At 61.8% G+C, this 15,883-nt stretch carries 16 protein-coding genes, 1 tRNA gene, 1 pseudogene and 1 riboswitch; of the genes and pseudogenes, 16 read left to right on the top strand and 2 right to left on the bottom strand.

Annotation, left to right across the window (positions count from 1 at the left end; all coding sequences use genetic code 11):
- From Q7U49_RS12990 to queE, 9 genes and pseudogenes are all read left to right on the top strand, one after another.
- The gene (locus Q7U49_RS12990; RefSeq protein WP_304764685.1) at positions 1 to 846 is read left to right on the top strand and encodes a formate dehydrogenase accessory sulfurtransferase FdhD; all 846 of its coding nucleotides are present in this window, start codon (positions 1 to 3) and stop codon (positions 844 to 846) included.
- An 80-nt stretch (positions 847 to 926) separates the two neighbouring features.
- Positions 927 to 3,446: an ABC transporter permease gene (locus Q7U49_RS12995; protein WP_304764686.1), complete on the top strand. Its 2,520-nt coding sequence runs from the start codon at positions 927 to 929 to the stop codon at positions 3,444 to 3,446.
- Between the two features lie 89 nt (positions 3,447 to 3,535).
- Positions 3,536 to 3,739 (top strand): annotated as a pseudogene (locus tag Q7U49_RS17460) (type II toxin-antitoxin system prevent-host-death family antitoxin); the annotation flags it as partial.
- Between the two features lie 119 nt (positions 3,740 to 3,858).
- Positions 3,859 to 4,155, top strand: a complete 297-nt coding sequence (locus Q7U49_RS13005) for a type II toxin-antitoxin system RelE/ParE family toxin (protein ID WP_304764688.1) — start codon at positions 3,859 to 3,861, stop codon at positions 4,153 to 4,155.
- Between the two features lie 63 nt (positions 4,156 to 4,218).
- Positions 4,219 to 4,653: a group II truncated hemoglobin gene (locus Q7U49_RS13010; RefSeq protein ID WP_304764689.1), complete on the top strand. Its 435-nt coding sequence runs from the start codon at positions 4,219 to 4,221 to the stop codon at positions 4,651 to 4,653.
- Positions 4,654 to 4,704: 51 nt separating this feature from the next.
- Positions 4,705 to 4,781, top strand: a tRNA-Arg gene (locus Q7U49_RS13015).
- A gap of 191 nt (positions 4,782 to 4,972) precedes the next feature.
- Entirely contained in the window at positions 4,973 to 5,689 is a 717-nt protein-coding gene (gene queC, locus Q7U49_RS13020; RefSeq protein ID WP_304764690.1) for a 7-cyano-7-deazaguanine synthase QueC, read from the top strand.
- 2 nt (positions 5,690 to 5,691) lie between these two features.
- Entirely contained in the window at positions 5,692 to 6,786 is a 1,095-nt protein-coding gene (locus Q7U49_RS13025) for a 6-carboxytetrahydropterin synthase (protein WP_304764691.1), read from the top strand.
- A gap of 3 nt (positions 6,787 to 6,789) precedes the next feature.
- Positions 6,790 to 7,425, top strand: coding sequence for a 7-carboxy-7-deazaguanine synthase (queE, locus tag Q7U49_RS13030; RefSeq protein ID WP_304764692.1), 636 nt, complete (start codon positions 6,790 to 6,792; stop codon positions 7,423 to 7,425).
- 39 nt (positions 7,426 to 7,464) lie between these two features.
- On the opposite strand, the gene Q7U49_RS13035 is transcribed toward queE, so the two are convergent.
- Together Q7U49_RS13035 and radC are read right to left on the bottom strand one after the other, a co-directional pair.
- Positions 7,465 to 8,118, bottom strand: a complete 654-nt coding sequence (locus tag Q7U49_RS13035) for a Smr/MutS family protein (protein ID WP_304764693.1) — start codon at positions 8,116 to 8,118, stop codon at positions 7,465 to 7,467.
- Complete coding sequence (gene radC / locus Q7U49_RS13040; protein ID WP_304764694.1) at positions 8,115 to 8,816, bottom strand: DNA repair protein RadC; 702 nt, start codon at positions 8,814 to 8,816, stop codon at positions 8,115 to 8,117. Before radC ends, Q7U49_RS13035 begins: the two co-directional genes overlap by 4 nt.
- Positions 8,817 to 8,903: 87 nt before the next feature.
- On the opposite strand from radC, the gene Q7U49_RS13045 reads away from it, so the two are divergent.
- The 7 genes from Q7U49_RS13045 (at position 8,904) to Q7U49_RS13075 (ending at position 15,734) form a co-directional block, all read left to right on the top strand.
- The gene (locus tag Q7U49_RS13045; protein ID WP_304764695.1) at positions 8,904 to 9,368 is read left to right on the top strand and encodes a peptidylprolyl isomerase; all 465 of its coding nucleotides are present in this window, start codon (positions 8,904 to 8,906) and stop codon (positions 9,366 to 9,368) included.
- The gene (ispH, locus tag Q7U49_RS13050) at positions 9,365 to 10,348 is read left to right on the top strand and encodes a 4-hydroxy-3-methylbut-2-enyl diphosphate reductase (RefSeq protein ID WP_304764696.1); all 984 of its coding nucleotides are present in this window, start codon (positions 9,365 to 9,367) and stop codon (positions 10,346 to 10,348) included. Before Q7U49_RS13045 ends, ispH begins: the two co-directional genes overlap by 4 nt.
- An 11-nt stretch (positions 10,349 to 10,359) precedes the next feature.
- Positions 10,360 to 11,682 (top strand): serine--tRNA ligase, encoded by a 1,323-nt coding sequence (gene serS, locus Q7U49_RS13055; RefSeq protein ID WP_304764697.1) that lies wholly within the window; start codon positions 10,360 to 10,362, stop codon positions 11,680 to 11,682.
- Entirely contained in the window at positions 11,675 to 12,211 is a 537-nt protein-coding gene (locus tag Q7U49_RS13060; protein WP_304764698.1) for an ATP-binding protein, read from the top strand. Before serS ends, Q7U49_RS13060 begins: the two co-directional genes overlap by 8 nt.
- A gap of 26 nt (positions 12,212 to 12,237) precedes the next feature.
- Positions 12,238 to 12,333, top strand: a riboswitch (TPP riboswitch).
- A 64-nt stretch (positions 12,334 to 12,397) separates the two neighbouring features.
- On the top strand, positions 12,398 to 13,420 hold the full coding sequence (locus Q7U49_RS13065) for a thiamine ABC transporter substrate binding subunit (RefSeq protein WP_304764699.1): 1,023 nt from the start codon (positions 12,398 to 12,400) through the stop codon (positions 13,418 to 13,420).
- 30 nt (positions 13,421 to 13,450) lie between these two features.
- Positions 13,451 to 15,097, top strand: a complete 1,647-nt coding sequence (locus Q7U49_RS13070) for an iron ABC transporter permease (protein ID WP_304764700.1) — start codon at positions 13,451 to 13,453, stop codon at positions 15,095 to 15,097.
- A complete protein-coding gene (locus tag Q7U49_RS13075; protein WP_304764701.1) occupies positions 15,090 to 15,734 on the top strand; it encodes an ABC transporter ATP-binding protein in 645 nt (214 codons plus the stop codon). Before Q7U49_RS13070 ends, Q7U49_RS13075 begins: the two co-directional genes overlap by 8 nt.
- Positions 15,735 to 15,883: the final 149 nt, after the last annotated feature.

Below are 15,883 nucleotides of genomic sequence, written 5' to 3' on the forward strand. Positions count from 1 at the left end.
TTGCTGCCACGTCTTACCCAGGCGCGCGCGCCACTGACGCGCGAGGTGTTGGTCGTCAACGAGTTGGGCGACACCGACACTGTGTCTATTCCCGCTGAGCGCGCGCTCACGGTGTACGTCGACAAGCGTGAGTTGGTTACGCTCATGACCCTCGGTGCGCACCCTGAACTGCTGGTGCTGGGCTTTCTGCGCAACCAGCGTCTGGTCGCCAGCGTGGCCGAGGTCGAGTCCATCACGGTGGATTGGGAGGTGGGTGCCGCGGCTGTCAAAACCCGCCAGGGTATTTCGGACATCGAGGCGCGCACCGCCAAGCGCGTGGTCACCACCGGCTGCGGCCAGGGCAGTGTCTTTGGCGACCTGATGGCCGAGGTGGACAACATTACGCTGCCCGCGGCCACGCTGTCGCAAGCCGAGTTGTACGGCATCGTCAACGCCATTCGTCTGCAGGAAACCACCTACAAATCGTCGGGCTCGGTGCATGGCTGCGCGCTGTTTCAAGGCGCAGAGATGCTGGTCTTTGTCGAAGACGTGGGCCGCCACAATGCCATCGACACCATTGCTGGCTGGATGTGGATGGACCCGGAAGAAAGGATGTCTGGCGCCGACAAGGTGTTCTACACCACGGGTCGCCTGACCAGCGAAATGGTCATCAAGTCCGCACAAATGGGTGTGCCCATTGTGGTGTCGCGCAGCGGCATCACCCAAATGGGGCTGGACGTGGCCCAGCGCCTGGGCCTGTGCGCCATCGGCCGCGCCACCAACAAGCGCTTCCTGTGCTACAGCGGGGCCAGCCGCCTGGTGTTGCTGCCAGAACTGGCAGGCGCGCGCGCTACTGCGTTGGTCTGATCGACCCAAACACACCCGCCGCGTCGGGTTGCTGAACCCGTCGGGCGCCGGTTTCGGCCCGAGTGCGCTATCGTCGCAGCATGAAAATTTCATTTTTGCAATTGGGTTGGCGCTCGCTGACGCGTGATCTGCGTGCCGGTGAATTGCGCTTGCTGATGGTGGCTGTGACGCTGGCGGTGGCCGCACTCACTGCCGTAGGTTTTTTTGCCGACCGGCTCAAGGGTGGTTTGCAGCGCGATGCGCGCCAGTTGCTGGGGGGCGATGCCGTGGTGGTCAGTGACAACCCGATTCCGGCCGCCTTCCTGGCGCAGGTCAAGGCACTGGGTTTGCAGCAGACCATCAACCTGACTTTCCCGACCATGGCGCGTGCGCCCGACGAGACTGGTGGCAGCATCAAGCTGGTTTCCCTGAAGGTCGTGACCGACGGCTATCCCTTGCGTGGACGTTTGCGCGTGGCCGAGAAAGCCGATGCCACTGGCGACTTGACCCGTGACATTCCCCAGCCCGGTCAGGCCTGGGTTGACGCAGCGCTGCTGGATGCGCTCGGGCTGCCTGTGGGCGGCGACTTGCTGCTGGGTGACAACAGTTTCAAGGTGGGCCGCATCATCGTCAATGAGCCCGACCGGGGCGCGGGCTTCATGAATTTTGCGCCGCGCGTCATGATCAACCAGGCCGATGTGCAGGCCACAGGGCTGATCCAGCCCGCCAGTCGCCTGCGTTACCGGCTGGCGGTGGCAGGCGAGGACCGCGCCGTCAAAAGCTTTGTCGATTGGGCGCAAGCGCAAGTCGACGCCAATGCCGTGCGCGGTGCCCGCGTCGAGGCGCTGGAAGGCGGCCGCCCCGAGCTCAGCACCACGCTGGCCCGGGCTGAAAAGTTTTTGAACCTGGTGGCGCTGCTGGCGGCGCTGCTGAGCGCGGTGGCAGTGGCCCTGGCCGCGCGCAGCTTTGCCGCCAACCATCTGGACGACTGCGCCATGCTGCGTGTGCTGGGCCTGCCCCAGCGCACCATTGCCGCGGCCTACACCTTTGAATTTGTGCTGATCGGCCTGCTCGCCAGCGCGTTGGGTGTGCTGCTGGGTTTTGCGGTGCACTACGGTTTTGTCGCGTTGCTCGCGGGTCTGGTGGACTCGGCCTTGCCCGGGGCCGGCATCTGGCCGGTGCTGTTTGGCATGGGCATGGGGCTGACGCTGTTGCTGGCCTTTGGCCTGCCGCCCGTGCTGCAGTTGGCCCAGGTGCCGCCGCTGCGGGTCATTCGCCGGGACGTGGGGGGCCTCAAACCGGCCTCCCTCATGGTGCTGGGCGTGGGGGTGGCCGGCTTCGCCGCTTTGTTGCTCGCGGCCAGCAGCGACCTTAAGTTGGGCCTGATTGCGGTTGGCGGTTTTGCCGTGGCTACGCTGCTGTTCGCGTCCTTGAGCTGGCTGGCCGTCAAACTGCTGCGCGCCGTGGTCAATGACACCACGGCACCCACCGCCGTGGTGCTGGCCACGCGCCAGATAGCTGCCCGCCCAGCCTTTGCCGTGGTGCAGGTCAGCAGCCTGGCCGTGGGTTTGCTGGCGCTGGTGCTGCTGGTGCTGCTGCGCACCGACCTGATCAGCAGTTGGCGCGCGGCCTCGCCGCCGGGCGCCCCGAACCGCTTTGTCATCAACGTCATGCCGGATCAGGGTCCGGACTTCACGCAGGCCCTCAAAAGTGCGGGGGTGGCTGAGTTTGACTGGTTCCCCATGATTCGCGGCCGTCTGGTGGCCATCAATGGGCGCAGCGTGAGCCCCGAGGACTACACCGATGATCGCGCCCAGCGCCTGGTGGACCGCGAGTTCAACCTCTCGCACAGCGCCACCCAGCCTGAACAGAATGTGGTGGTGGCCGGGCGCTGGCAGCCCGATGAAGCTGGCACCATCAGCGTCGAAGAAGGCATTGCCGAGACTTTGGGCGTGAAATTGGGCGACAGCCTGACTTTTGATGTGGGCGGCGTGCAAACCGTGTCCAAGATCACCTCGTTGCGCAAAGTCGACTGGGCTTCGATGCGGGCCAACTTCTTTGTCATGTACCCGGTGGACAAGCTCGAAGGCGTGCCCGCCACCTACATGAGCGCCTTCAAGGCGCCCGACAGCCCGGGCTTCGATGCCGCGCTGGTGCGCCAGTTCCCCAACATCACCAGCGTCAACATGACCGCCACCATCGCCCAGATCCAGCGCGTGCTTGACCAGGTGATTGGCGCGGTGGAGTTTTTGTTTGCCTTTGCCCTGGCCGCCGGCCTGGTGGTGTTGTTTGCCGCCGTGACCGCCACGCGCGAAGAGCGCGCCCGCGAATTCGCCATCATGCGCGCGGTGGGCGCACGCGCCAGCCTGTTGCGCCAAGTGCAGCGCATCGAGCTGGCCGGGGTTGGCTTGCTGGCCGGCTTTCTGGCCTCCATTGTGGCCAGTGCGGTGGGCTGGGCACTGGCGCGTTACGTGTTTGAATTTGACTGGGTGGTGTCGCTGTGGGTGCCGCTGCTGGGCTCGCTGGCCGGTGCCGTGCTGGCGCTGGCCGCCGGTTGGTGGGGCCTGCGCGAGGTCTTGAATCGCCCGGTGGTGCAGACGCTGCGCAATGCGGCGCAGTGAGCAGATGCCTGAATTAACCTAAATCAGACCATTTAAATGGTCTTTTGTTAACATCGGGATCCAAACATACCCCGCACAGGAGCCCGGACATGGACGTTGTACTCGCTGAAACCTCGATAGGCATCACCGAACTCAAAAAAAATCCGTCGGCCGTGATCCGCGATGCCGGTGCTGACACGGTCGTGATCCTGCATCACAACAAGCCCTCGGCCTACCTGGTGCCCGCCCGCAGCTACGAAGCACTGATGGACGTGTTGGACGATTTGCAATTGCTGCCGGTGGTGCGAGAGCGCATGGCGAGCTGGCAAGTCGATCAGGGCAATGTCATCGGCATGAGTCGTGAGGAACTGGAACAAATTGCGTTGTCTGTACCCAAAAAAACGGCCCGGGTGGCCGTCAAAACATCCCGGTCATGACCAGCTACCGCCTGCAGTTTCTGCCCGAGGCCAAGGCGGAATGGGACAAGCTCGACGGCAGTATTCGCCAGCAATTTGCCAAGGTCTTGTTGCGCCGCCTCGACAACCCGCGTGTGCAGGCGGCGGCGCTCACCGCCATGCCAGACTGCTACAAAATCAAACTGCGCAGCGCGGGCTTCAGGCTGGTGTACCAAGTCATGGACGACAAATTGCTGTTGCTGACAATTGCCGTGGGCAGGCGCGACAAGAGCACCGTCTATGATTTGGCCAAGCTGCGCATGACGGCGAAATAACCAGGGACTCCAAGCCGATCAATCGGATCTTTTGGGCTGAATTGGGTTCAATCTAAATTAAACATGAACATTGAAGAAAAAACCGCTTTTGAGACACCATTCGCGTGGATCGGTGGCGAAGCACGCGTGCAGGCCTTGGTCGACCGTTTTTACGACCTGATGGACCTGGAGCCCCAGTACGCCGAGTTGCGACTGGTGCATGGCTCGGTGCTGGACGACGCGCGGCAAAAGCTGTTCTGGTTTTTGTGCGGCTGGTTGGGCGGCCCGCAGTATTTCACCGACCGTTTTGGTCACCCGCGCCTCAAAGCTCGCCACATGCCGTTCAGGATTGGCGTGGTCGAGCGCGATCAGTGGCTGGCGTGCATGGATCAGGCCATGCGTGAGACCGGTGTTCCTGCCGAGTTGCACGAGCGTCTGAACAAGTCGTTTTTTCAGACGGCCGATTGGATGCGCAATCAGACTGAAGCGCAAAAAATGCCAAATTTTTCTGCTTCGTGAACATGGAAACCGGCGAAACAGTCATTTTTCCTTGCTAGAATACGTAGCTTAGCGGCTGTAGCTCAGTTGGATAGAGTATCTGGCTACGAACCAGAGGGTCGTGGGTTCAATTCCTGCCAGCCGCACCAAACGAATCGAGGACTTAGAGTAGAAATGCTCTAAGTCCTTTCTTCTTTCTGGCGTTTGTCCTGGCTCTGGTTGCCGTTTCTTGGCGCCGGAGTACGTGACGCATTCTGTAGACGCTCATGCAAGTGCCTAAGTTGCTGGGGATAACACCACCCTCAACGGATAAGTTGATTTTCTATTGGAGATGATTTAAATGACGAATGCGCCGTCTTCAAGGCCCAGAGCTGTCGTCTTGCTCAGTGGCGGGCTTGACTCGACAACGGTTCTGGCCATCGCAAGAGAGCAGGGTTTTGAGCCTTATGCACTGAGTTTTCATTATGGCCAACGCCATATCCAGGAATTGGTTGCTGCTGAATCTGTCGCGCGTTCTCAAGGAGTGGTTAAGCATGTGGTGGCTCAAATCGATCTTCGCGAGTTTGGTGGCTCGGCGCTTACGGCAGATATAGCCGTGCCCAAGGGTCGGACCGCAGTCGACATGTCAGACGGCATACCGATTACCTATGTTCCGGCTCGAAATACGGTTTTCTTGAGCTTTGCATTGGCTTGGGCTGAGACCTTGGGGGCCTCGGATATCTTTATCGGCGTCAATGCGCTTGACTATTCTGGTTACCCTGACTGCCGCCCGGAATACATTGCTGCTTACGAAACCATGGCCAATCTGGCAACCAAGGCGGGCGTTGAGGGTATTCAAAAATTAAAGATACACACACCACTGATCAGCCTGACCAAGGCGCAGATCGTGCAAGAGGGCATGCGTCTTGGCGTTGATTATGCAGAAACCAGCAGTTGTTATGACCCGGGCGAGGATGGCAAGCCTTGCGCTGCCTGCGATTCTTGCGTTCTGCGCGCCAAAGGCTTTGCCGAAGCCGGTCTGAAAGACCCGCTGTACATTCGTTTTGGGATGGTTTGAAAATGCAAGTCAAGACCCTCTTCACTGCCTCCGCCGGATTTGAGGCTGCAAGACATGTCGATGTCCTGCCAGTAGGTCACCGCTCCCGGCGTTTACATGGGCACAGTTTTTTGGCAACGGTGCGGTGCGCGCCTCCCGAAGGATGGGCGCATTTCCCGGGGGGTGAAGTTGACCGGCTTCGCGCCGAGCTTGAATTGGTCATTTCGCAACTGGATTACCGTTTGCTCAATGAGCAGGTTCAGCAACCCACTGACGAAAACCTGGCACGCTGGGTTCGTCAAAATCTGCATGTTCCCGGGATTGAGCGGATTGGCATTCAAAGCACGGCGCATGAAGGTGTCGATCTTGACCTCGCTGGTAACGCGCACGTTTGGCGGCGCTACATTTTCCAGTCAGCGCACCGATTGCCCAATGTGCCTGCCGGGCATCAATGTGGACGCATGCATGGGCATGGATTTGAAGTCATCGTTCATGCGAATCAGGACCTCGGCAGCCGTGATCTGAGCATTGATTACGACCGGCTTGACGAGGTGTGGGCGCCGTTTCAAAAGCAGCTTGATTTTGCCTGCTTGAACGACTTGCCGGGCTTGCAGAATCCGACGAGCGAAATGCTGTCGAGCTGGTTTTGGGAACGCATCAAGCCTGAGTTGCCGGAACTTTCCTGGATCACCGTTTTTGAAACGGGTTCATGTGGTGCCAACTTTGATGGAAAAAGTTACCGGATCTGGAAAGATCTGACCCTTGACAGTGCTTTGCAGCTCAAACGTGCGCCGGATGGCAGCCCATTGCGGCGGATTCATGGGCACACCTACACCCTGCGTCTTCACCTTTCGGCGCCGTTGGACCAAGTCATGGGTTGGACGGTCGACTTCGGGGACGTGAAAGAGTTGTTCAATCCAATTTTCAAGTCCCTGGACCATCGTCCCTTGCATGAGATTGCTGACCTTGCTGATTGCGACACAGCCAGTATTGCCGCATGGATCCTCAAAAAGGCGCGCATTCAACTCCCGCAACTCGACCGCGTGGACCTTTACGAAACACGGGGTTGCGGCGCCATTGTTTCTGTGGGCGGTGAGGGGCCGGCATTGCCGTTGTGACGCATGACCTATACAGTCAAAGAAATTTATTACACCTTGCAAGGCGAGGGCGGCCAAGCGGGTCGCGCCGCCGTCTTTTGCAGATTCACGGGTTGCAATTTGTGGACGGGTCGCGAAGAGGACCGGTCCAAAGCGGTGTGTCAATTTTGTGACACCGACTTTATTGGAGCGGATGGTCCAGGCGGCGGGAAGTTTGCCTCCGCTGAGGCGTTGGCGCAGGCGGTCCTCAAGCATTGGCCCACAGGTTCAGGTGGCAAGCCACTGGTTGTTTTCACCGGTGGTGAACCGCTGCTGCAACTGGATGAAGCCTTGGTGGACGCGCTGCATGCGGCAGGTTTTGAGATCGCGGTTGAAACCAACGGTACCCAACCCGCACCTGAAGGGCTCGACTGGATCTGCGTCAGCCCCAAGGCCGACGCCGAGCTGGTGTTGAAGCGCGGCACTGAACTCAAGTTGGTGTTCCCACAACTCAGCGCGATGCCGGAACGCTTTGCTGAACTCGATTTTCAGCATTTCTTTCTACAACCCATGGATGGGATTGAAGGCAAGAAGAATACGCAAAAAGCCATCGCCTACTGCTTGCAGCACCCCCAATGGCGTTTGAGCATCCAAACCCATAAAGTTATCGGCATTGCCTGACCGAAAGAAAAATCATTCTGGAAAAGTGAAGCCCGCTCTTTAGCGCGCCCTCGAAGCCATCAACAGCACCACCAGCGCCCCGGCGCCGCCATCGGCCGGCTTGGCTTGCACAAAGGCCAGCACCTCGTTTTTTTGCACCAGCCAGCTGTGCACCCGGCTTTTCAGAATGGGCGCCTTGCCCGGTGAACCCAGGCCCTTGCCGTGCACCACGCGTACGCAGCGAATGCCCTGCTTGTGCGCTTCGCGGATGAAGATGCTCAGGGCTTCGCGCGCGTCGTCGCGGCGCAGGCCGTGCAGGTCCAACTGGCGCTGGATGGACCAGTCGCCACGGCGCAGCTTGCGCGTCACATCAGTGCCGATGCCGGGGCGGCGAAAGCTCAGGTGCTCGTCGGTTTCGAGCAGCGTCGAGACGTCAAACTCGTCGCTGATGGCTTCTTTCAACACCGCTTTTTCATCACGCTGGTATTGCATCGCCTGCGGCATTTTGGGCGCGGGCTTGTGGTGCAGTTTGCGCTTGTCGGGCAGCGGCTTGACGGCACCCGCGGCCCGCACGAACAAGTCCTTGTCGCTGGCGGCCTGCTGGACCGCCTTGACCTGCTGGCTGGCCTGCAGGATGCGTTGTTGGGCTTGCGCGGCGATGGCCCGCTTGACCACTTTCAGGTCACTCAGGGCCTTGACTTTGACTGCTGTCACAGCAAGCCCCGCTCGGCCATGCTCAGCGCCTCGCCCGGGGCCACGATGACGTGGTCGAGCACCCGCACATCGATGAGCGCCAGCGTGGTTTTGAGGGTTTGTGTCAGCATCTCGTCGGCGCGTGAGGGCTGCACCGAACCGCTCGGGTGATTGTGCGCCAGCACCACGGCGGCGGCTTGGTGTTTGAGCGCACGCAACACCACTTCACGCGGGTACACGCTGGTTTGGGTCAAGGTGCCCTGAAACATTTCGTCATAAGACAACAGCCGATTCTGCACGTCCAGGAACAGCACCGTAAACACCTCCTGCTGCCGAGCAGCGAGCTTCAGTTGTAAAAACTGCTTGACCGCGTCGGGTGTGGCAAAAACGGTGCGCTCCTGCAGCCGCTGCGACAGGGCGCGGCGGGCCAGCTCCAGCACCGCCAACAGTTCGGAACGCTTGGCCGGGCCCAGGCCCTTGACCGGTTTGAGGTCTTCGGCGGTGGCGTTAAGTAGCCCGGCAATGCCGTCAAAGCCATTCTGGCCGTCGGCGCCAGGCTTGATGTCGAGCAGTTCGCGCGCCAACTGAAACACGCCCTTGCCCTTGATGCCGGTACGCAGCAGCAGCGCCAGCAACTCCACGTCGCTCAAAGCGCCAGGGCCGCGCGCCAGCATCTTTTCGCGCGGGCGGGCATCGGGGGGCAGGTCTTTGAGGGGCATGGTGCAGGCTTTTACAATTGTCTGCAGTTTATGCCAGCCCCTCACCGGTTTCGACTTCGGGGGCATTACAGAATTCACAGGAACTTCATGACGACCTCTTGCCCTACCGTTCAAACCGGTTCTTTCCTGACCCTGCATTACCGCCTGAGCGGCCCGGCCGGTGACGTGGTCAATACCTTTGCATCGGCCCCGGCCACGCTGACCCTGGGCACCGGTGAGCTCTCGCCGGCGCTGGAGGCGCACCTGATGGGCCTGGCCGAAGGTAGCCGCACCCGCTTTGAATTGGCAGCGGGTGAGGCTTTCGGTCCACGCAGCCCCGACATGATGCAGTGGATGGCGCGCAAGGAGTTGCTGGACCTGGGCGGCGCCAATGAGAGCTACGCCGTGGGCGATGTGGTCAAGTTCCCCACGCCCGACGGCCAGGGCGAATTTGCCGGCGTGATCGTGGACTTTCGCAGCGACCACAAGGGCGAGGCCGTGCTGTTTGACTTCAACCACCCGCTGGCGGGCCAGCCGGTGACGTTTGAAGTCCAGCTGATCGGGGTGCTATGAACACGAACACAAGCCTTGAAGTTTTGCTGGCCGAACCGCGTGGCTTTTGCGCCGGCGTGGACCGCGCCATTGAAATCGTGGAACGCGCGCTGGCCAAGTTTGGCGCCCCCATCTATGTGCGCCACGAAATTGTGCACAACACTTACGTGGTGAGCGACCTGAAGGCCAAGGGCGCGATCTTCATCGAAGCGCTCGACGATGTGCCCGCGGGCGCCACCCTGGTGTTTTCTGCCCACGGGGTGAGCCGTGCCGTGCAGCAGGAGGCCACCGCGCGCGGTTTTCGCATTTTTGATGCCACCTGCCCGTTGGTCACCAAGGTGCATGTGGAAGTGGCCAAGTTGGCCAAAGAGGGTTATGAGTTCATCATGATCGGCCACAAGGGGCACCCGGAGGTGGAAGGCACCATGGGCCAGTTAGAGTGTGGCATTCACCTGGTGGAAGACGTGCTTGACGTGGCACGCGTCCAGCCGGCGCAAACCGAAAAACTGGCCGTGGTCACCCAAACCACCCTGAGCGTGGATGACGCGGCGGCCATCGCGGCGGCCATCAAGGCGCGTTTTCCGAATGTGCGCGAGCCCAAGCAGCAAGATATTTGTTATGCCACGCAAAACCGCCAGGATGCCGTCAAGCTGATGAGCCCGCAGGTGGATGTGGTGGTGGTGGTGGGCAGTCCCACCAGTTCCAACAGCAACCGGCTGGCCGAAGTGGCGCGCAAGCTGGGCACGCCCGGTTACATGGTCGACAGTGCCGACGAGTTGCAACCGCAATGGTTCGAGGGCTGTCACCGGATCGGCCTGACTGCTGGCGCTTCGGCCCCCGAGATCTTGGTGACCCAGGTGATCGAGCGCCTGAAGGCGTTGGGCGCACTGTCGGTGCAGCGCCTGCCCGGCGACCCTGAGAGCGTCAAGTTTCCGCTGCCCAAGGGTTTGCGGCTGGACCAGAATGAAGCTGATCAAGCGAACAAATCCTCACCCAACTGAATCTCACAACCATGCTAGACATTACCCTGCTGCGCAAAGACCTGGCCCATGTGGTGGCCCGCCTGGAGACCCGCAAAAGCCCGCAAGCCTTTCTGGACGTGGCGGCGTTCACGCTGCTGGAGACTGAACGCAAGACCATCCAGGTCCGCACCGAAGCGCTGCAGGCCCAGCGCAACAGCGCCAGCAAGCAAATTGGCCAGCTTAAGGCCAAAGGGCCTGCGGGCGCTGCCGAGGTGGACGCCGTGATGGCGCAAGTGGCGGGCATCAAGGACGAGTTGGAAACCTCCAGCAAGCGGCTTGACCAGATACAACTGGACATGCAGTCCCTGCTGCTGGCCGTGCCCAACCTGCCGCACGACAGCGTGCCGCTGGGCGCCGACGAGCATGGCAATGTGGTGGTGCGCAGCTGGGGCACACCTCGCAGCTTTGACTTTGCCATCAAGGACCATGTCGATGTGGGCGAGCCCCTGGGCCTGGACTTTGCCATGGGCGTCAAGCTGACCGGCGCGCGCTTTACCGTGATGAAGGGTCCGGTGGCGCGCCTGCACCGCGCGCTGGCGCAGTTCATGCTCGACGTGCAGACCCAGGAACACGGCTACACCGAGTGCTACACGCCCTACATCGTCAACGGTGACACCCTGCGCGGCACCGGCCAGTTGCCCAAGTTCGAGGGCGATCTGTTTGCTGCCAAAAAAGGTGGCCAGGAGGGCGAGGAGCAGCCCGACAACACCGCGCTGTATTTGATACCCACCGCGGAAGTGCCGCTGACCAACTTTGTCCGCGATGTGGTGGTGGCAGAAAGCGAGCTGCCCATCATGCTCACCGGCCACAGCCCGTGTTTCCGGTCCGAGGCCGGTAGTGCCGGGCGCGACACCCGTGGCCTGATCCGCCAGCACCAGTTCGACAAGGTCGAGATGGTGCAGATCGTGCACCCCGACAAAAGTTATGAAGCCCTTGAAGTCATGACCGGCCACGCCGAAGCCATTCTGCAAAAGCTGGGCTTGCCTTACCGCGTCATGAGCCTGTGCACCGGCGACATGGGTTTTGGCGCCAGCAAGACCTATGACCTGGAGGTCTGGCTGCCGGCTCAAGCCACCTACCGCGAGATCAGCTCGGTGAGCAACTGCGAAGCCTTCCAGGCGCGCCGCCTGCAAGCCCGTTTCAAGAATGCCCAAGGCAAAAACGAGTTGGTGCACACCTTGAACGGCTCCGGCCTGGCCGTGGGCCGCACCCTGGTGGCGGTGCTGGAGAATTACCAAAACGCCGACGGCTCGGTGACCGTACCCGAGGTGCTGCGGCCTTACCTGGGTGGTTTGCAAAGCTTGCATGCCTAGTCCCCAGCGCATCTGCCTGATCGGTGCCGAGTGCACCGGCAAAAGCACCTTGGCGCAGGCCCTGGCGGCGCATTTTGGCGGCCTCTGGGTGCCAGAGTATTTACGCTCCTTTTGCGAGCTGAATGGCCGTACCCCCAGCGCAGATGAGCAGGCGGCCATCATGCGTGCCCAGTTCGAGCAGGAAGAGCAGGTGGCTGCGCTGGCCCTTCAAGCGGCTTGTGGCTACGTGTTTTGCGATGGTGCGCCGCTGCTCACCGCGATTTACAGCGACTATTACTTTGCGGATCGCTCCTTGTTTGATTGTGCTCACACCTTGCACGCGCGCTATGCGCTGACGCTGCTCTTGCATCCCGATTTGCCTTGGCTGTCTGATGGTTTTCAGCGAGACGGTGAAGTCGTGCGCACCGATGTACACGCCTTGGTGCAGCACGCGCTGCAAGCCATGCATGTGCCCCATATTGACGTCGAAGGCCGAGACGACGCACGTTTGCAGGCGGCGATTTTGGCGGTGGAGACCTTGACCGGTTAAGCCTCGACCCCGCCTCATTACAATGGCCGCTTCACCGGGGGTGTCCGTTGCAAGACGGTCTGAGACAGTCCCCTTACCTGATCTGGATCATGCCAGCGTAGGGAGCGTGAAGGCTTGAAGGTCTGCTGCCAGCCGGTTCGCCTCGTGCCCGGCGCCCCTTGCGTTGGCGCATTGAAAGGCTTTGCCATGAACCGTCGTTTGTTTACCCTGGCCGCCACTGTGCTGGCCGCTGTGTCTGTGTCAACCCCAACGCTTGCCGCTGATGAACTCCGCGTGATGGTGCACAGCTCGTTTGCCTTGCCCAAACCCCTGCTGGCGCAGTTCGAGGCGCAAAACGGCATCAAGCTGGCCATCATCAAGGGCGGTGATGCGGGTGAGATGCTCAACAAGCTCATTCTGACGCGGGCCCAGCCTGTGGCCGATGCGGTGTTTGGCATCGACAACACCCTGGTTGGCAAGGCCTTGGCGGCCGGCGTGCTGGAACCCACATTGCCGCAAACCACAACTGCCCCTGACGCCAATCTGGGCCCGGCGCTGGCCGCTGTGGACTATGGTTTTGTCACCCTGAACTACGACAAGGCGGCAGTGGCCAAGGGCGGCGTGGCCTTGCCCAAGACCTTGCAGGACTTGACCCTGCCCGCTTACAAGGGCTGGCTGGTCACGCCCAACCCGGCCACCAGCAGCACCGGTTATGCCTTTTTGCTGGCCACCATCTCTGCAATGGGTGAAGAGAGCGCCTTTGCTTGGTGGGCGCAGATGCGTGGCAACGGTCTGAAAGTGGTGAAGGGCTGGAGCGAAGCCTATTACACCGACTTTGCCCGCAACAAGGGCGCTTACCCGTTGGTGGTGAGCTACGCCACCAGCCCGGCAGCTGAAGTCTTTTACAGCAAGGACAAGATCACCGAGGCGCCCACAGCCAGCCTGAACCTGCCCGGCGGTGTTTTCCGCCAGGTGGAAGGCGTGGGCCTGGTCAAGGGCGGCAGCCAGCGTCAAGCCGCGCTGAAGTTTGTCGACTTCATGCGCTCCGGGCCGGTGCAGCAAGCGCTGCAGACCGAGATGTGGATGTACCCGGCGCAGGTCGGCACCGCCCGCGCCGAGGTGATGCGCCACGCCGCCGAGCCTGTCGCCTTCGAAGCGCCGGCCGCGCAGGTGATCGTCAGCCAGGGCGCCGCGTGGGTGGCGCGCTGGACCAAGGTGGTGTTGAAGTAGGCACGTTTTCCGTGCTTTGAAGTGCCTCAATTGATCTCTTTTGTACGTGGTCGCTCACAAGGCAGCCTGTGGCTCGCCTTGCTCCCCGCTGCGGCGTTGCTGCTGTTGCTGATCGCCCCCCTGGCCCGGCTGGCGGTGACCGGCTTCACTGGTGAGGCCAGCTGGCCGGGTGCTACCAGCAGCAACTGGTCAGTCTGGGCTCCGTGGCAAGACGACTACCTGCGCTGGCGCGTGTTGTGGTCGCTGGCGCAGGCGGGCATCACCTGTGTGCTGGCCTTTGGGCTGGGCCTGCCGCTGGCCTGGGTGCTGGCGCGGTTCGAGTTTGCCGGGCGCACCCTGGTGCTGCGCCTGCTGATGCTGCCCTTTGTGGTGCCGACGCTGGTGGCTGCCTTGGGTGTGCTGGCGTTGTGGGGGCCACGCGGCCTGCTCAGTGGCTGGCTTGGCGTTAATTTGCAGGACACGCCCTGGCTGCTGCTGTACGGCAACCTGTTTTTTAACCTGTGCCTGGTGGTGCGCGCCGGCGTTGACGCGCTGGGCCAGGTCAACGCGCGCCAGGTGGCGGCGGCGCGGTCCTTGGGGGCCACGCCGTGGCGCGCCTTTTGGCGCATCGAGTGGCCGGCCATTGCGCCGTGGCTGATGTCGAGCCTGTGCCTGGTGTTCTTGTACTGCTTTGCCGGTTTCGGCCTGGCCCTGGTGCTGGGTGGCCAGCGTTTTGCCACGGTGGAGGTCGAAATCTACACCCTGGTGGCGCACGAGCTGCAACTGGGGCAGGCCAGTGTGCTGGCGCTGTGGATGCTGGTGCTCACCGGCGGTGTGGCGCTGCTCTACGCGCTGCTGGAAAAACGCCTGGCCGCGCCCAGTCGGGTGCAGCCGCTGGCACGCAGGCGACCACAAGGGGTGGCGCAGTGGTTGGCGTTGACGGCGGCATTGGCGATGTTGTTCGTTATTTGTGCCTTGCCGATTCTGGCGATTGTGTGGCGGGCGCTGGAGGCTGGCTGGGTGATTTGGGCCACGCTGCTGGACGCTGAAGTTGCAGCAGCACTATGGAACACACTGCGGTTTTCCAGCATCGCCTTGTTGCTGGCCACCCTGCTGGGTGTGTTACACGCGCTGGCAGCGCAGCGTTCGGTGGCGTGGCGCGCGGCTGCTTTTTTGCCCTTTGTGGTGTCGCCGGTGACGGTGGCATTTGGTTTGCTGCTGTTGTACCCGGGCTGGACCGCCAGCCTGCCACTGCTGCTGGCGGCTTATGCCGTGCTGGCTTACCCGTTTGTGGCCAAGTCCATGGCCGCCGGGCTGGACAGTCTGCCGCCCCATGTGCTCCAAGCATCCCGCACGCTGGGCGCCAGTCCGCTGCGCACCTTTTGGCGTGTGACCCTGCCGCTGTTGCGCCCGGCCCTGCGCCGCGGCATGGCGTTCGCCGCCGCCACGGCGTTGGGCGAGTTTGCCGTGACCTTGTTTTTGTCGCGTCCCGAGTGGGCCACGCTGACCACCCTGATCTACCGGCGCCTGGGCCATCCGGGGGCCAGCAGCCTGGATCAGGCGTTTGTGCTGGCCAGTGTGTTGATGGGGTTGGCGCTGCTGGTTTTTTTGCTGATCGAGTGGCCGGTGAGGGATGGCCATGAGCGCAGGCGCCCGCCTGTCGGGGCCTTACCCGTGGGGACTTTGCGCCATGCTTGAACTGCGCCACATCAGCCAGAATTATGGCGACCGCGCCTTGCTGCAAGACATCATGCTGTCGGTGGTAGCCGGTGAAATTGTGGCGCTGCTGGGGCCGTCCGGAAGCGGTAAAAGCACGCTGCTGGCCATTGTGGCGGGCTTGCAGCAGCCCTTGAGTGGCAGTGTCTGGTTTGGCGGCCAGGACATCACCAAGTTGCCCCCCGAGGAGCGCCGGTTCGCTTTGATGTTTCAGGACTTTGCCTTGTTTCCGCACCTCAATGTGCTCGATAACGTGGCCTTTGGTCTGATCGAGCAGCGGCTGAACAAGTCCAGGGCCAGGGCCAAAGCGCTGGAGATGCTGGTGCTGTTTGGCTTGGCCGACCATGCACGGCACAAGGTCTGGCATTTGTCGGGTGGCGAGCAGCAGCGTGTGGCGCTGGCCCGCGCGCTGATCACCCAGCCGCGCGCACTGTTGCTGGACGAGCCCTTTTCTGCGCTGGACGCCGACCTGCGCACCAGCCTGCGCGACGAGTTCAAGGCCCGCATCCAGGCCGCCGGCATGCCGACGCTGCTGGTCACCCACGATGAACAGGAAGCCCGTGCCATGGCTGCGCGCGCGGTGCGCCTGAGCGATGGCCATCTTGAGGCCTTGTGGTGAGCCTGCGCAAAACCCATGGCAGAGGTGTCAATTTGGATGTCTTGCGGGTCAGACCACTCGCGCAGCGACGTGCTCTGACCCCAACTGATTAGAGGCCTGAGTTCAATCGGATCATGCGGCGCGCCCGGTTCAAGGCTTCCAGCATAAAC

Source organism: Rhodoferax sp. (genome assembly GCF_030653815.1).
In the GTDB taxonomy this organism is placed as follows: Bacteria; Pseudomonadota; Gammaproteobacteria; order Burkholderiales; family Burkholderiaceae_C; genus Rhodoferax.

Excerpts from the sequence above, each read along its gene's own strand:
- Q7U49_RS12995 (WP_304764686.1), top strand. The coding sequence starts at position 927 with ATGAAAATTTCATTTTTGCAATTGGGTTGGCGCTCGCTGACGCGTGAT.
- Q7U49_RS13005 (WP_304764688.1), top strand. The coding sequence starts at position 3,859 with ATGACCAGCTACCGCCTGCAGTTTCTGCCCGAGGCCAAGGCGGAATGG.
- Q7U49_RS13010 (WP_304764689.1), top strand. The coding sequence starts at position 4,219 with ATGAACATTGAAGAAAAAACCGCTTTTGAGACACCATTCGCGTGGATC.
- queC (WP_304764690.1), top strand. The coding sequence starts at position 4,973 with ATGACGAATGCGCCGTCTTCAAGGCCCAGAGCTGTCGTCTTGCTCAGT.
- Q7U49_RS13025 (WP_304764691.1), top strand. The coding sequence starts at position 5,692 with ATGCAAGTCAAGACCCTCTTCACTGCCTCCGCCGGATTTGAGGCTGCA.
- queE (WP_304764692.1), top strand. The coding sequence starts at position 6,790 with ATGACCTATACAGTCAAAGAAATTTATTACACCTTGCAAGGCGAGGGC.
- radC (WP_304764694.1), bottom strand. The coding sequence starts at position 8,816 with ATGCCCCTCAAAGACCTGCCCCCCGATGCCCGCCCGCGCGAAAAGATG.
- Q7U49_RS13045 (WP_304764695.1), top strand. The coding sequence starts at position 8,904 with ATGACGACCTCTTGCCCTACCGTTCAAACCGGTTCTTTCCTGACCCTG.
- ispH (WP_304764696.1), top strand. The coding sequence starts at position 9,365 with ATGAACACGAACACAAGCCTTGAAGTTTTGCTGGCCGAACCGCGTGGC.
- serS (WP_304764697.1), top strand. The coding sequence starts at position 10,360 with ATGCTAGACATTACCCTGCTGCGCAAAGACCTGGCCCATGTGGTGGCC.
- Q7U49_RS13060 (WP_304764698.1), top strand. The coding sequence starts at position 11,675 with ATGCCTAGTCCCCAGCGCATCTGCCTGATCGGTGCCGAGTGCACCGGC.
- Q7U49_RS13065 (WP_304764699.1), top strand. The coding sequence starts at position 12,398 with ATGAACCGTCGTTTGTTTACCCTGGCCGCCACTGTGCTGGCCGCTGTG.
- Q7U49_RS13075 (WP_304764701.1), top strand. The coding sequence starts at position 15,090 with ATGCTTGAACTGCGCCACATCAGCCAGAATTATGGCGACCGCGCCTTG.